This window comes from Sphingomonas sp. 67-41, from assembly GCF_001899725.1.
Taxonomy (GTDB): Bacteria; Pseudomonadota; Alphaproteobacteria; order Sphingomonadales; family Sphingomonadaceae; genus Sphingomonas; species Sphingomonas leidyi.
This window is the reverse complement of sequence record NZ_MKWJ01000012.1, coordinates 49,265-61,561: the sequence shown is the minus strand read 5'-3', so window position 1 is coordinate 61,561 and position 12,297 is coordinate 49,265. Positions and strand designations below refer to the sequence as shown.

Annotated in this window: 14 protein-coding genes; 10 read left to right on the top strand and 4 right to left on the bottom strand. The window is 68.4% G+C overall.

Features of this window, described 5'->3' with window-relative positions; all coding sequences use genetic code 11:
- Positions 1–72: 72 nt before the first annotated feature.
- On the bottom strand, positions 73–1,269 hold the full coding sequence (locus BGP17_RS06660; protein ID WP_167298072.1) for an ATP-binding protein: 1,197 nt from the start codon (positions 1,267–1,269) through the stop codon (positions 73–75).
- A gap of 145 nt (positions 1,270–1,414) precedes the next feature.
- Here BGP17_RS06660 and BGP17_RS06655 point away from each other — a divergent pair, with 145 nt between their 5' ends.
- The 5 genes from BGP17_RS06655 (at position 1,415) to BGP17_RS06635 (ending at position 4,626) form a co-directional block, all read left to right on the top strand.
- Entirely contained in the window at positions 1,415–1,801 is a 387-nt protein-coding gene (locus BGP17_RS06655) for a hypothetical protein (RefSeq protein WP_286711438.1), read from the top strand.
- A gap of 253 nt (positions 1,802–2,054) precedes the next feature.
- On the top strand, positions 2,055–2,324 hold the full coding sequence (locus BGP17_RS06650; protein WP_286711437.1) for an HPr-rel-A system PqqD family peptide chaperone: 270 nt from the start codon (positions 2,055–2,057) through the stop codon (positions 2,322–2,324).
- The gene (locus tag BGP17_RS06645) at positions 2,321–3,166 is read left to right on the top strand and encodes an HprK-related kinase A (RefSeq protein ID WP_167298075.1); all 846 of its coding nucleotides are present in this window, start codon (positions 2,321–2,323) and stop codon (positions 3,164–3,166) included. Before BGP17_RS06650 ends, BGP17_RS06645 begins: the two co-directional genes overlap by 4 nt.
- A complete protein-coding gene (locus BGP17_RS06640) occupies positions 3,163–4,173 on the top strand; it encodes a nucleotidyltransferase family protein (RefSeq protein WP_380926166.1) in 1,011 nt (336 codons plus the stop codon). Before BGP17_RS06645 ends, BGP17_RS06640 begins: the two co-directional genes overlap by 4 nt.
- An 87-nt stretch (positions 4,174–4,260) precedes the next feature.
- The gene (locus tag BGP17_RS06635; RefSeq protein WP_286711436.1) at positions 4,261–4,626 is read left to right on the top strand and encodes a VOC family protein; all 366 of its coding nucleotides are present in this window, start codon (positions 4,261–4,263) and stop codon (positions 4,624–4,626) included.
- A 46-nt stretch (positions 4,627–4,672) separates the two neighbouring features.
- Here the strand turns inward: BGP17_RS06635 and BGP17_RS06630 are convergent, their stop codons facing one another.
- Complete coding sequence (locus tag BGP17_RS06630; RefSeq protein WP_286711435.1) at positions 4,673–5,362, bottom strand: HAD hydrolase-like protein; 690 nt, start codon at positions 5,360–5,362, stop codon at positions 4,673–4,675.
- 74 nt (positions 5,363–5,436) lie between these two features.
- Between BGP17_RS06630 and glmU the strand changes: the two genes are divergently transcribed.
- From glmU to glmS, 3 genes are read left to right on the top strand one after another with little or no spacing between them, the layout of a single operon-like run.
- Positions 5,437–6,795, top strand: coding sequence for a bifunctional UDP-N-acetylglucosamine diphosphorylase/glucosamine-1-phosphate N-acetyltransferase GlmU (gene glmU / locus BGP17_RS06625; RefSeq protein ID WP_286711434.1), 1,359 nt, complete (start codon positions 5,437–5,439; stop codon positions 6,793–6,795).
- Between the two features lie 5 nt (positions 6,796–6,800).
- Positions 6,801–7,202 carry a hypothetical protein gene (locus BGP17_RS06620; RefSeq protein ID WP_167298080.1) on the top strand — a complete coding sequence of 134 codons (402 nt, stop codon included), beginning with the start codon at positions 6,801–6,803 and terminating at the stop codon, positions 7,200–7,202.
- A gap of 31 nt (positions 7,203–7,233) precedes the next feature.
- On the top strand, positions 7,234–9,057 hold the full coding sequence (gene glmS, locus BGP17_RS06615; protein ID WP_286711433.1) for a glutamine--fructose-6-phosphate transaminase (isomerizing): 1,824 nt from the start codon (positions 7,234–7,236) through the stop codon (positions 9,055–9,057).
- A gap of 6 nt (positions 9,058–9,063) precedes the next feature.
- Here glmS and BGP17_RS06610 read toward each other — a convergent pair whose 3' ends face one another.
- On the bottom strand, positions 9,064–9,600 hold the full coding sequence (locus BGP17_RS06610; protein WP_167298082.1) for a GNAT family N-acetyltransferase: 537 nt from the start codon (positions 9,598–9,600) through the stop codon (positions 9,064–9,066).
- A gap of 124 nt (positions 9,601–9,724) precedes the next feature.
- Between BGP17_RS06610 and BGP17_RS06605 the strand changes: the two genes are divergently transcribed.
- Complete coding sequence (locus tag BGP17_RS06605) at positions 9,725–10,015, top strand: DUF6916 family protein (protein ID WP_167298083.1); 291 nt, start codon at positions 9,725–9,727, stop codon at positions 10,013–10,015.
- A 92-nt stretch (positions 10,016–10,107) separates the two neighbouring features.
- On the opposite strand, the gene BGP17_RS06600 is transcribed toward BGP17_RS06605, so the two are convergent.
- Positions 10,108–10,737 carry a phage tail protein gene (locus BGP17_RS06600; protein ID WP_167298084.1) on the bottom strand — a complete coding sequence of 210 codons (630 nt, stop codon included), beginning with the start codon at positions 10,735–10,737 and terminating at the stop codon, positions 10,108–10,110.
- 417 nt (positions 10,738–11,154) lie between these two features.
- Between BGP17_RS06600 and BGP17_RS06595 the strand changes: the two genes are divergently transcribed.
- On the top strand, positions 11,155–12,297 hold a 1,143-nt coding region (locus tag BGP17_RS06595; protein WP_286711432.1), incomplete at its 3' end, for an IPT/TIG domain-containing protein.

Below are 12,297 nucleotides of genomic sequence, written 5' to 3'. Positions count from 1 at the left end.
GGCACGCGCCCGGACGGCTGCCCCCATCGGGGCCCTTCGGCTCCTAGCGTGACAGGTTCATGACACCAGCTTTCAGGACAGGCGGTGGACGGGCAGCAGCACGGTCACCGTCGAGCCCTTGCCCACGGTGCTGGCGATATCGAAGCGGCCGCGGTGGCGCTCGACGATGTGCTTGACGATGGCGAGCCCCAGCCCGGTGCCGCCCAGCGTGCGGCTGCGCCCCGAATCGACCCGGTAGAAGCGTTCGGTCAGGCGCGGCAGATGCTCGGGCGCGATGCCCTCGCCCTGGTCGGTCACGGTCAGCCGCACCATCGATTCGCCCTCGGGCGTCAGGCTGACGAGGATCGGCGTGCCCTCGCGGCCATATTTCATCGCGTTGCCGATCACGTTGTGGAGCAGCTGGCTCAACTGCGAGGCGTCGCCGCGCACCGGCTCGGTCTCGGCGATCTCGGTGACCACATCCGCCGCGCGCGGCGCGCCGGAGAGCTCCAGGCACACTTCGTCGATCAGCTCGTCCATCGCCACCGGATTGTCCGGCGCGCGATATTTCTCCGCCTCGATCCGGCTGAGCGAGATCAGGTCGTCGATCAGCCGCTGCATGCGGCGCGCCTCGTCGTGCATGATCTTCAGGAAGCGCTTGCGGATGCCGGGGTCCTCGCTCGCGCCGTCTTCCAGCGTCTCGACATAGCCGAGCAGCGAGGCGAGGGGGGTACGCAGTTCGTGGCTGGCATTGGCGACGAAGTCGACGCGGATGCGCTCGCTGGCATAGCTGCCGGTGCGGTCGATCAGGTGGACGATGCGGCGCCCGTCGCCCAGCGCGGTCACGCGCATCTCCCAGCGCTGGTCGCGCGTGCCCAGGCCGACCAGGTGGATCGGCGCGGAGGAATCATGGTCGTTCGGGTTCATCAGCCGTTCGGCGGCGGCGGGGTGGCGGATGGCGACGCGCACGTCCTCGCCCAATATGTGCTGGCCGAGCAGGGTGCGCGCGGGCGGGTTGGCGGCGATCACGCGCCGGTCGGCGATCAGCAGCACCGGCTCGGCGATCGCGTCGAGCACTTCGCCGATGCCCGGGCCCTCGGCCGCCGCCGGAGCGGTGTCGAGCGGGCCCATCGGGTCGCCGCCCGCCGTCGCCACCAGCACGGCGGCGACGCCGCACACCAGCATGACCAGGCTCGCCTGCACGTCGCCGTTGAGCAGCAGCCCCGCGAGCGCGCCCGCAGCAGCGATGCCGAGCGCCACGAGCGCCTTTATGCCAGGGGAATAGGGCATTTGCGCGCTCTTCTAGGGGCGGGGTGGGAACTCGGCAACGCCTCTCGATTTCAAACCCGCGCCTCCATTCCTCCTGTAGGAAGCCGGGACGCGCCCTCCCGCAATTTACGATTGCGAAACGCCGGCGGGCGCAGGACAATGCGCCATGGCAGACGAAGATCCGCTTCCCAAGGCCAGCCGCCGCGCGCTGATGCTGGGCGCCGCGAGCGCGTCGGCGATCGTCTCGATCCGCCCGGCGCTGGCGCAGACCAATGCCTCGGTGATGAACTGCGAGATTCCGGTCCCCGATCCCGGCCGCGCGGGCCAATATGTCGCGGCGGACGGCAAGCTTGTCCCCGCCGGCACGCAGGGCGCCTTTCCCGCAGCGGGCACGCCGTTCAAGGCCGAGGATGTCAAGCGCGCGCTGAACGGCGGCACGCTGCCCGGCACCACGTACGAGCAGAGCCGCGCCTATACCAACTATATCCGCCGCCTCCAGTCGGGCACCAGCGGCTTCACCTGCTTCGCCTCGCTGCAGATGCCGCGCGGCTGAAGGCCGTGGCCGATCCGACTGCGCGACGATGCGATGATGTGAACGAGGGAAGAAGGAAGCGGGCTCACGCGGAGACGCGGAGACGCGGAGGAGGTCCCTTCGGCGAGCCCGGGCGCCGCGCCGGCGGCAGGATCTCGGCGCCGGCGACGATTACGGGCATCGCGCGCGCGATGCGGGATGGCCTCCGCGTCTCCGCGTCTCCGCGTGAACATCTTCTTCGTCGCGTCGCGGCGTCGTTGCGCGAAGATCGGCGATGACCAGCTATCGCGCCGCGCCGCCGGAAACGCTGCGCATCGTCCCCCTGGACGCGCTCACGCTGATCTATCACCGCGCGTCGGGCATCACCCATGTCGTCGATGCGCCGGTGCCCGAGCTGCTCGAGGCGCTTGGCGTCGGCGAATTCACCGTCGATCAGCTGCTCGCAACGCTCAAGGACCGGTACGACCTGCTCGACGCCGATCCCGCGGCGCTGGCCGTCCGCCTGGACGAACTCGTCCAGGCCGGCCTGGTGGAGCGGCTGTGAGGCACGCCACGCGCCTCGCCATCGGCCCCGCGGCCTTCCGCATCGGCAGCGACTGGCGCGCGCCGATCGCCGCGCTGGACGATCTCTATCGCGACTATCCGAAACCGGAGGTTCCGGACTTCAACGTCCATCTCTTCGCCGCGCGGCCCTGGCGGAAATTCCTCCGCCCCGCCGTCCATATCGGCGGTGACTACACCATTCCCGACGCCGCGCCGCTGCCGCTGGCCCAGGGGCTGCTCGCCGCCGAGATGGGGATGAACCTCCAGATGGCGCTCGCCCAGCGCCGGTTCCTGCTGCTGCATGCATCCGCGGTCGAGCGGGGCGGAAGGGCGGTGCTGATGACCGGCATCTCCGGCGCAGGCAAATCCACGCTGGCGGCGCTGCTGATGGCGCGCGGCTGGCGGCTGATGGGCGACGAGTTCGTGCTGATCGATCCCGCCACCGGCCTGGCGCATGGCTTTCCCCGGCTGATCAGCCTGAAGAACCAGGCGATCGCCGTCGTCCGGGCCGCGCTGCCCGATGCGCGGTTCGGGCCGCTGCTTCCCGGCACGCCCAAGGGCGACATCCGCCATCTCGTTCCCGATGCCCGGGCGATCGCCGCGATGGCCGCGCCCGCCGAGCCGGCGCTCCTCCTGTTTCCGCGCTTCGGCTTCGACGCCGCCGAGCGCCCGGTGCCGCCGAGCGAGGCGTTCGTCCGGCTGACCCAGGCATCGACCAACTATGTCCATCTGGCCGAGCGCGGCTTCGATGCGCTCACTCGGCTCGTCCGGACGGTGCCGGCGCGGGCAATCGACTATCCGGACACCGAAAGCGGCATTGCCCTGGTCGAGGCGCTGGCATGACGCCCGGCTGGCGCCTGGCCCATGTGCTGCGCGCGCCGAGCCTCGCCATGGATTTCACTGCGCGGGAATGGACCGAGCTCTTCGCTGTGGCCCGGGCCGAGCAGATGGCGGGCACGCTGGCCCACCGGCTGAACGGCCTGGCGCTCCCCGCCGCGGTGCAGCGCCTGGTCGACGACGCGATCGCCTCGGCCGGGCAGGTCCGCCTGGCCGCGCTCTGGGAGGCCGAGATGGCCCGGCGGGCGCTGGCGCCGCTGGGCATGCCGGTCGTTCTGCTCAAGGGCACCGCCTTCGCTGCCGCCGGGCTTTCGCCCTCGGTGGGCCGCAACATCGGCGATCTGGACATTCTGGTCCCCCGCGACCGGATCGGGGAAGCAGAGGCCGCCTTGCTCGCCGCCGGCTGGGAATGGGTGAAGCCCGATCCCTATGACGATGCCTATTATCGCCGCTGGATGCACGAGCTGCCCCCGCTGATCCATCGCGAGCGCGACCGGATGATCGATGTCCACCACACGATCCTGCCGCTCACCGCCCGGATCACCCCGGACGCCGAGGCGCTGCTGGCGGCCAGCGAGCCGCTTGGAAACGGCCTGTCCATCCTTTCCCGTCCGGACCGTCTGCTTCACGCCGCGGCCCATCTTCTGGCGGACGGCGATCTCGCCGGCGGGATGCGCAATCTGTGGGATATCCATTGCATGTTCGCGTCCGGAGCGTCCGCTGACCTGACGGAGCGCGCCCGTCGCCACGGCCTGATCCGTGAAATGGCCCGCGCCGCCCGCCTGTCGCATGCCCTGTACGGCACCGAAGTGCCCCCGGAATGGCAAGGTCTCGGCGTCATCGACCGCCTCTATCTCCGCCGCCTGACGGCGCGGGACGGCTGGGGCCGCCAGACCCGGAAGCTCACCCGGCTGGGCTTCTATGCACGCAGCCACTGGCTGCGCATGCCGCCCCTGATGCTCGCCCGGCATCTCTGGACCAAATATCGCAAGGGCTATCGGCCGGTCGGCTGAAGGCGATGAAACAAAACAAGAACAAATCCTTGCCCCGCAGGGCCCTTGCGGCTATCCTGCGCGGGCATTCGAGGAGAAGGGATTGCCATGTTCCGCAAGGTCGCTTTCACCATGTACCCGGTCGTCGATCTCGCGCGGGCGCGCAGTTTCTACGAGGAGACGCTCGGCCTGCCGCCCAGCCAGGGGCCCGAGGGGATTCCGTGGATCGAATTCGATCTGCCCGGCGGTGGCTGTCTTGCGCTCACCAACGTCACCGGCGACCGGCCGGCCTCGGATGCCGGCGGCACGATCGCCTTCGAGGTCGAGGACCTTGATGCGCTCTGCACGGAGCTGGAAGGGAAGGGCGTCACCTTCAAGAGCGACCTGATCCACTCGCCCGTCTGCCGCATGCGCGTGATCGCGGACAGCGAAGGCAATGCCATCCTGCTCCACCAGTTGAAGGATCGGGGCTGATCCTCTCCGTCGTCGCCTCCGCCCGTGCGGGGACGACGGTTGAAGTTCAGGCCGGAAGCTCGACGACTCCCAGCCGCTCGAGCGCCGGCACCAGCTCGGCATAGCTGTCGATGACTGCGTCGGCCCCCAGTTCCGCCACTGGCTGCGAAAGGAAGCCGAAGCTGACGGCGATGCTCGGTACCCCGGCATTCCTCGCCGCCAGCGTGTCGAAGATCGAATCGCCTACGAAGGCCGCGCGCCCGCCGCCGCAGCGGCGGATCATTTCCCGCAGGGGCAGGGCGGAGGGCTTGGCGTTGCCCTTGCCCATCGTGTCGCCGCCGATGATCGTGGCGAAGCGGCGGTCCAGGCCCAGCTCGGCGATCAGCTTCACGGCGAGATATTCGAACTTGTTGGTGACGATGCCCAGCGCCACGCCCCGCGCCGCCAGGGCGTCCAGGGCCTCGATCATGCCGGGGAAGGGCCGCGAATGGTCCGAGACATGGTCGCGATACCAGTCGAGCAGCGCCGGGTAGATCCGCGCCATCAGCGCTTCGTCATAGCCGCCCGATGCCTCCAGCGCCTGTTCGAGCATGTGCCTGGCGCCGCGCCCCACCATCGTCATCACCGCCGCCCTGTCGAGCAATGGCCGCCCGGCCAGTTCGAGCGCGTGGTTGGTCGCGCCCACCAGATCGGCACTGGTGTCGATCAGGGTGCCGTCCAGGTCGAAGCCGACGATGTCAAAGGGGAAATCAGCCATCGCGGTGCTGCCTGCCAGCGGACCTATGGAATTGGCAAGCTTATCGTGGCAGGGGGCGGGTGCACGGAGGGAAAATGACGGCACCGATTGCAGCAATCATCCTCGCGGCCGGCAAGGGCACGCGGATGAAGTCGGACACCCACAAGGTGCTCCACCCCATCGCAGGGCGGCCGATGCTGCTCCATCTGATCGACAGCGTGAAGGCGCTGGGCGCCGAGCGCGAAGTGGTGGTGGTCGGCGCGGGCCGCGAGCAGGTCGAGGCGGCGGTCCATCCGCTCGGTGTCGAGACCGCGGAACAGGCCGAGCAGCTCGGCACCGGCCATGCCGTGCGCATGGCGGAGGGCGCGCTCGCAGGTTTCCAGGGCGATGTGCTGATCCTCTATGGCGACGTGCCGCTGGTCACGACCGAGACGATGTGCCGGATGCTCGACGCGCTCCACGGCGATGGCGGCCCCAGCGTGGTCGTGCTCGGCTTCCGGCCGGTTGATCCGGGAGCCTATGGCCGGGTGATCGTCGGCCCCGACGGCCGGCTCGACAAGATCGTCGAGTACAAGGACGCCACGCCCGAGGAGCGGGCGGTGACGCTTTGCAATTCCGGCCTGATGGCAGTGCGCTCGGTGGACCTGTTCCGCCTGCTCGCCCAGCTCGGCAACGACAATGCGGCGGGCGAATATTACCTCACCGACCTGGTCGAGCTGGCGCGCCGGGACGGCCGCTTCTCGGTCGGGATAGAGACCGATGCGATCGAAGTGGCGGGAGTGAACAGCCGCGGCGAGCTCGCCATGCTCGAACAGGAATGGCAGCAGCGCCGCCGCGCCCGCGCGATGGTGGAAGGAGCCACGCTGATCGCGCCGGAGACGGTGTGGTTCGCCCATGACACCCAGGTGGGCCGCGACGTGACGATCGCGCCCAACGTGGTGTTCGGCCCCGGCGTCTCGGTGGCGGACCGGGTTACCATCCATGCCTTCAGCCATGTCGAGGGTGCCGAGATCCTGTCGGGCGCGGATATCGGCCCCTATGCGCGGCTACGTCCAGGCGCGCGGATCGAACAGGGCGCCAAGGTCGGCAATTTCGTCGAGATCAAGAAGGCGGTGATCGGTCCGGGCGCCAAGGCCAATCATCTAAGCTATATCGGCGATGCCGTGGTGGGCGCGGGGGCGAATATCGGCGCCGGCACGATCACCTGCAATTATGACGGATTTTTAAAGTACCGGACAGTGATCGGAAACGGCGCCTTTGTAGGTAGCAACAGCGCCCTGGTCGCGCCCGTCACCATCGGCGACGGCGCGATCGTGGGCGCCGGATCGGTGGTGACGCGCGACGTCGAGGCCGATGCCCTGGGGATCGTGCGGGCCGAGCAGCAGGTGAAGCCGGGCTGGGCGCGCAAGTTCCGCGAAGCGATGAAGGCGAAGAAGGAGGCGGCGAAGAAGTGATGCGCATGCGAACCCTGTTCTCGATGCTTGCATTGACCGTCGCCGCGCCGGCCGTCGCGCAGACTGCCGCGCCGATGAACCCGGGCCAGGCGATCGAGGCCGTCGCGGCCTCGAAGACCGGCGAGGTCGAGGGGGTGTTCGAGTTCGTCGTCGCCTCCGCCGGTGCAGGCGGGTTCAGCGTCTATCTGAACTCGGCGGCCAATTATCGCGACCCGGGCAACCTCACGATCGAGCTGCATTCGGCGGCGATCGCCGCATTGAAGCAGAAGCTCGGCGGCTATCCGGAGGACCTGCTCGCCGGCAAGCGCGTACGCGTGAAGGGCATTGCCCGCCGCGTGCCGGTGGGTTCGCATTTCCAGACGCGCATCGCAGTCGACAGCATCGCCCAGATCGAAATCCTCGGCTGATCGCCGGGCCCAGAACAGGAACACCCAGAGCATGTGCGGAATCGTCGGAATCGTCGGCAAGGAGGAAGTCGCGGAGCGGCTGTTCGACGGTCTCAAGCGCCTCGAATATCGCGGCTATGACTCGTCGGGCATCGCCACGGATGTCGACGGCCGGATCGAGCGCCGCCGCGCCTCGGGCAAGCTGGTCAATCTGGGCAAGGAGCTGGCGGCCAATCCGCTGCCCGGCACCACCGGCATCGCCCATACCCGCTGGGCGACGCATGGCGGCCCGACCACCAACAACGCCCACCCGCACGCCACCGGCGAAGTCGCGCTGGTCCACAACGGCATCATCGAGAATTTCAAGGGACTGCGCGACGAGCTGATCGCCCGCGGCCGCACCTTCGAGAGCGAGACCGACAGCGAAGTCGTCGCGCATCTCGTCAGCGAGAAGGTCGAGGCCGGCATGGCCCCTGCCGAAGCCGTCGCCGAAGTGCTGCCGCGCCTCCACGGCGCCTTCGCGCTCGCCATTCTGTTCCGCGAGCATCCGGACCTGCTGATCGGCGCCCGTCTCGGCTCGCCGCTGGTCGTCGGCTATGGGGAGGGCGAGACCTATCTCGGCTCGGACGCGCTGGCGCTTGCCCCGCTCACCCAGCGCATCGCCTATCTCGAGGAAGGCGACTGGGTCGTCATCACCCATGACGGCGCCCAGATCTTCGACAAGGACAACAATCCCGTCGAGCGGCCGATCACCATCTCGGGCGTCACCGGCGATCTCGTCTCCAAGGGCAATCACCGGCACTATATGCTCAAGGAGATCTACGAGCAGCCGATCGTCGTCGCCCAGACGCTGCGCGCCTATCTTCAGCGGATGGAGGAGCGGGTCACGCTGCCGATCCCCGATTTCGACCTGTCGGCGATCCGGCGCGTCACCATCGTCGCCTGCGGCACCAGCTTCTATGCCGGCATGGTCGCCAAATACTGGTTCGAACAGTTCGCCCGCGTGCCGGTCGACCTCGATGTGGCGAGCGAGTTTCGGTATCGCGCGCCGGTGATGGAAGAGGGGGGGCTGATGATCGTCATCAGCCAGTCGGGCGAGACTGCCGACACGCTCGCGGCGCTCCGCCATGCCCGTGCCGAGGGCCAGACGATCGCCGCGGTGGTCAACGTCCCCACCAGCTCGATGGCGCGCGAGGCGGACCTGCTGCTGCCGACGCATGCCGGGCCGGAAATCGGCGTCGCTTCCACCAAGGCGTTCACATGCCAGCTCGCGGTGCTCGCCGCGCTCGCCGCCAATCTCGCCAAGGCCAAGGGCAAGCTCTCCGAGATCGAGGAGAAGGCGCTGGTCAAGCATCTCGCCGAAGCGCCTGCGGCGCTCAACGGTGCGCTCGCCTATGACGAAGCGATCCAGGCAATGGCCGGGGTCGTGGCCGCGGCCCGCGACGTGCTCTATCTGGGCCGCGGCACCGATTATCCGCTGGCGCTGGAAGGTGCGCTGAAGCTCAAGGAAATCAGCTATATCCACGCCGAGGGCTATGCCGCCGGCGAAATGAAACACGGCCCGATCGCGCTGATCGACGATGCCGTGCCGGTGATCGTGATCGCCCCCTCGGGTCCGCTCTTCGAGAAGACCGTGTCGAACATGCAGGAAGTGCAGGCGCGCGGCGGTAAGGTGATCCTGATCTCGGACTATGACGGGATCGAAGCGGCGGGCGAAGGCTGCGTGGCGACGATCACCATGCCCAAGGTCCACCCGCTGATCGCGCCGCTGGTCTATGCGGTGCCGGTGCAGCTGCTTGCCTATCATGTGGCGGTGGCCAAGGGCACGGACGTCGACCAGCCGCGCAACCTGGCGAAGTCGGTCACCGTCGAATAACCGGCCTCAGGGGCGCCAGAACATGGCGTGGTGAGTCCCTGTCAGGCTCACCCGATCGACGAAGCCGAGCCGGTGGTACAGCGCACGGGCGCGGGGATTGCCGGTCTCGACGCTGAGCGCGACGCCCTTGGCTCCGGCCTTGCCGGCCTGTGCCTGGATCCAGCGCAGCAGCGCGGTGCCGGTGCCGCTTCCCTGTGCCCCGGAGGCCAGCAGCACGTCGATGATCCGCCATTCGGGCCCGCTCCGATCGAGATAGAGCCGGCCCAGCGCGCCTCGCTTCGCATGGCCGAGCGCCCAGAAGTCCGCCCCGGCAAAGGCGCGGACATAGTGGAGGTGCTGGAGGCGGAACTGCTCCTGCAGAAAGGCTAGCTTCTGCGCCGCGGGCCAGGGCAACGGGGCGATATCCGCTGCCCGCGTTTCTGCATGGATCTGCGCGAAGAAGGGCAGGTCCGCCGGAGACGCGGGGCGCAGCGTCAGCCCGGCGGGCGGCCTGGCCGGCGGCGCGGCGGCAGGGGCGGGGAAGGGCGGCAGCGAATCGAACATGGCGTCATTCAAGCCGGAATGGCTCCGATCGTCGATGGAGGCGCTTCCCCTGGGCCGGCGGGCCGGGCAAGCTGCCAGTCGGCCGCGCCGGCATTCGTTCCGGGCGCGGGAGAGGGAGGATGGCATGCGTCTGGCGACGGCGGAAGATTTCGAACCCTGGGTGGGGCGCAAGGTCCGCCTCAACACCCTGCCCGATCCGGTGGAGATCACGCTGGTCCGTATCGAGCGCCGGCCGGGGCTGATCGGCATCGATACGCGGCCGCCCTTTTCGCTCTTCTTCGAAGCGCCGCGCGACGTCTATCTGATGGATGCGTCGTACGAGATGGATTGCGGCCGGGGCGGTCCCCACGAGATCCTGATCAGCCAGCTCGTCCCCACGGACGCCGCGCGCCACTATCAGGCGGTCTTCTCCTGATCGGCCGGCGGCCGCCGCCGGGGCCATGAAAAAGCCCGGCCGCGCCGCTGCCGGAGCAGCGTGCGCGGCCGGGCGCATTTCCGCGTTCCGGCTCAGTTCCGCGACGGGAAGACGCCTTCCAGCGCGATGTTGGTCTGGATGCCGAGATAGGGCTGCATGACCGGAACCGGCTGGCTGCCGCCGCTATTGGCGACGGTCACCGTGCCGCCGCCGCCGCTGCCGGTGATGTTCAGGCCGCCCAGGTTGATCGGGGTGGTGCCCGACTGGCCGGCCGGCACGTAGAAGGTCGGCGTGACGCTGCCCGAGGAATCATTGGCGACGCCGAGGAACGAGCCGTTGGCCGGGGCCGCAGTCTCCGCGGCGAGCGCGCCGGTCATTGCCTGGAGCGTGCCGGACACCCCGCCGCCGGACGGCGTGAAGGTGGCGAGGTGATTGTGGATCGGCATCTGCAGGATGCTCAGGACCTCGCTGTTCACGCCGCCGATCTGACCGAGGACGATGGGCGTGAGGCCCGGACCAGTGCCCTGGCCGACAAAGACGCGGCCGCGCGAGTCGGGAATACCGAACGTACTCACGCCGTTTCCGCCATAGACGGTGCCGAGCAGCGAGAACAGCGCCTGGTTCTGGTTGATCGACATGATCTGGCCCTGGCAAGGTGCCCAGCCGCGCGGTGCGAAGTTGAAGCCGACCTGCATGATCTGGCCAATATAAGGTTCAGACATTTTGCCCCTCCCGATTTGAAGCGGGGCGGACGGTAACTCAAAAAATAGCGCTCGTCCCACCCCGACTGCCGAATCGGACCAAAATCATTTAAGGAACCGAATTGGTGTAATTTATTGGGTGCGTATTCCTGTCCAATCTCAAGTCGGGACACTGGTGCGCGATTGCATGTCCCTGAATATACATGCATAACATCGGGAAAATTTCCGATGCGGTCGCCTGTATTGTTGTGTGTGTAATCGGAATGTCACGGCGGTTGGGATGCTGCCGTTTCGCCGGGCGAAGCTCCGGCGCGGGGATGTCGGGGGTCGGGGGATATGAAGCAGCTTTTCGCGCCGGTGGCGGCCCTTTCGGGGAGCATTGGGCGTAACGCGCGCATGGTAGCGCGGGCCTGGAGGCAGTCGCCACAGGCCGCGCCGATGACCTGGCTTCCCGATCTCGCTTCGCTGTGGGACAAGGTCCGGCACAAGGCGCATGCCGTGGTGCTCGCGCTGTCGGCGGCCCTGTTCCTTCTCTCGCCGATCGCCGCTCGGGCCGCCGATGGTGATGGCTGCAACTATCTCCGGAACAATCCCAGCTTCTACGACAATGCCGACTATAGCGTCAGCAGTTCGGGCACGAGCACCATCGCCAATCAGGCGCCGGCCGGGCCGCAGACCGGCATCGTCAATTTCGCCGCCGGAACCATGTTGTACTACGAGTACACGGTTTCCAACTCGGCGGTGAATGCCAGGCTGAATCGCGCGCCGCTCACCGGTATCGCCACCGTCTTCGTCGATACGAACACCAGCGGCAGCGGCTCCCTGGCGTTGCCCGTGGACACGCGCTCCATTGCGGCTTCGGCCTATGTGCCGGCCGCCGGATCCGGCACCGTGACCTGGACGATCTATTGCGGCGTCCGGGCGACCCAGGCCGTCGCCTCGGCCAGCGGCACGGTGGGCTCGCCGATGAGCTTCACGCCGGTCACGGCGTCGTTCGGCCGCGGAAGCTACAGCTATGCGCTGAGCGGCGGCACGCTGCCGACCGGCCTTTCGTTCAATGCCAGCACCGGCGCGATCACCGGCACGCCTACGACCGCGCTCGCCGCCACCACCTTCACCGTCACGGTGACGCACCAGGGAACGGGGTCCGCGTCCCAGACCTTCCTGCTCACCGTCAGCGCGCCGGTGCCCACGGTCAGTGCTGTCTCGCCGGTCTCCGGCCCCGTCGGGGGCGGCAACTCCGTGACGATCACGGGTACGGGCTTCTCCACGGCGAGCAATACCGGCGCGGTGCTCTTCGGCGCGACGCCCGCCGGGCCCTATTCGATCGACAGCAATACCCAGATCACCGCGACGGCGCCCGCCGGCACCGCGGGCACGATCGACATCACCGTCACCACGCCCGGCGGCACCAGCACGACCAGCGCGGCCGATCGCTATACCTATGTTGCGGCACCCACGGTGACGGCAGTGTCGCCGATAGCGGGCCCGACGACCGGCGGCACGTCGGTGACGATCACCGGCACCGGCTTCCTGGCGGCCGCATCGACGGGGGCGGTCAAGTTCGGCGCCGGTGTCGCG

What these genes read in the sequence shown, in the direction of transcription:
- BGP17_RS06660 (WP_167298072.1), bottom strand. Translation starts at nt 1,269, where the DNA reads ATGCCCTATTCCCCTGGCATAAAGGCGCTCGTGGCGCTCGGCATCGCT.
- BGP17_RS06655 (WP_286711438.1), top strand. Translation starts at nt 1,415, where the DNA reads ATGGCAGACGAAGATCCGCTTCCCAAGGCCAGCCGCCGCGCGCTGATG.
- BGP17_RS06650 (WP_286711437.1), top strand. Translation starts at nt 2,055, where the DNA reads ATGACCAGCTATCGCGCCGCGCCGCCGGAAACGCTGCGCATCGTCCCC.
- BGP17_RS06640 (WP_380926166.1), top strand. Translation starts at nt 3,163, where the DNA reads ATGACGCCCGGCTGGCGCCTGGCCCATGTGCTGCGCGCGCCGAGCCTC.
- BGP17_RS06635 (WP_286711436.1), top strand. Translation starts at nt 4,261, where the DNA reads ATGTTCCGCAAGGTCGCTTTCACCATGTACCCGGTCGTCGATCTCGCG.
- BGP17_RS06630 (WP_286711435.1), bottom strand. Translation starts at nt 5,362, where the DNA reads ATGGCTGATTTCCCCTTTGACATCGTCGGCTTCGACCTGGACGGCACC.
- glmU (WP_286711434.1), top strand. Translation starts at nt 5,437, where the DNA reads ATGACGGCACCGATTGCAGCAATCATCCTCGCGGCCGGCAAGGGCACG.
- BGP17_RS06620 (WP_167298080.1), top strand. Translation starts at nt 6,801, where the DNA reads ATGCGAACCCTGTTCTCGATGCTTGCATTGACCGTCGCCGCGCCGGCC.
- glmS (WP_286711433.1), top strand. Translation starts at nt 7,234, where the DNA reads ATGTGCGGAATCGTCGGAATCGTCGGCAAGGAGGAAGTCGCGGAGCGG.
- BGP17_RS06610 (WP_167298082.1), bottom strand. Translation starts at nt 9,600, where the DNA reads ATGTTCGATTCGCTGCCGCCCTTCCCCGCCCCTGCCGCCGCGCCGCCG.
- BGP17_RS06605 (WP_167298083.1), top strand. Translation starts at nt 9,725, where the DNA reads ATGCGTCTGGCGACGGCGGAAGATTTCGAACCCTGGGTGGGGCGCAAG.
- BGP17_RS06600 (WP_167298084.1), bottom strand. Translation starts at nt 10,737, where the DNA reads ATGTCTGAACCTTATATTGGCCAGATCATGCAGGTCGGCTTCAACTTC.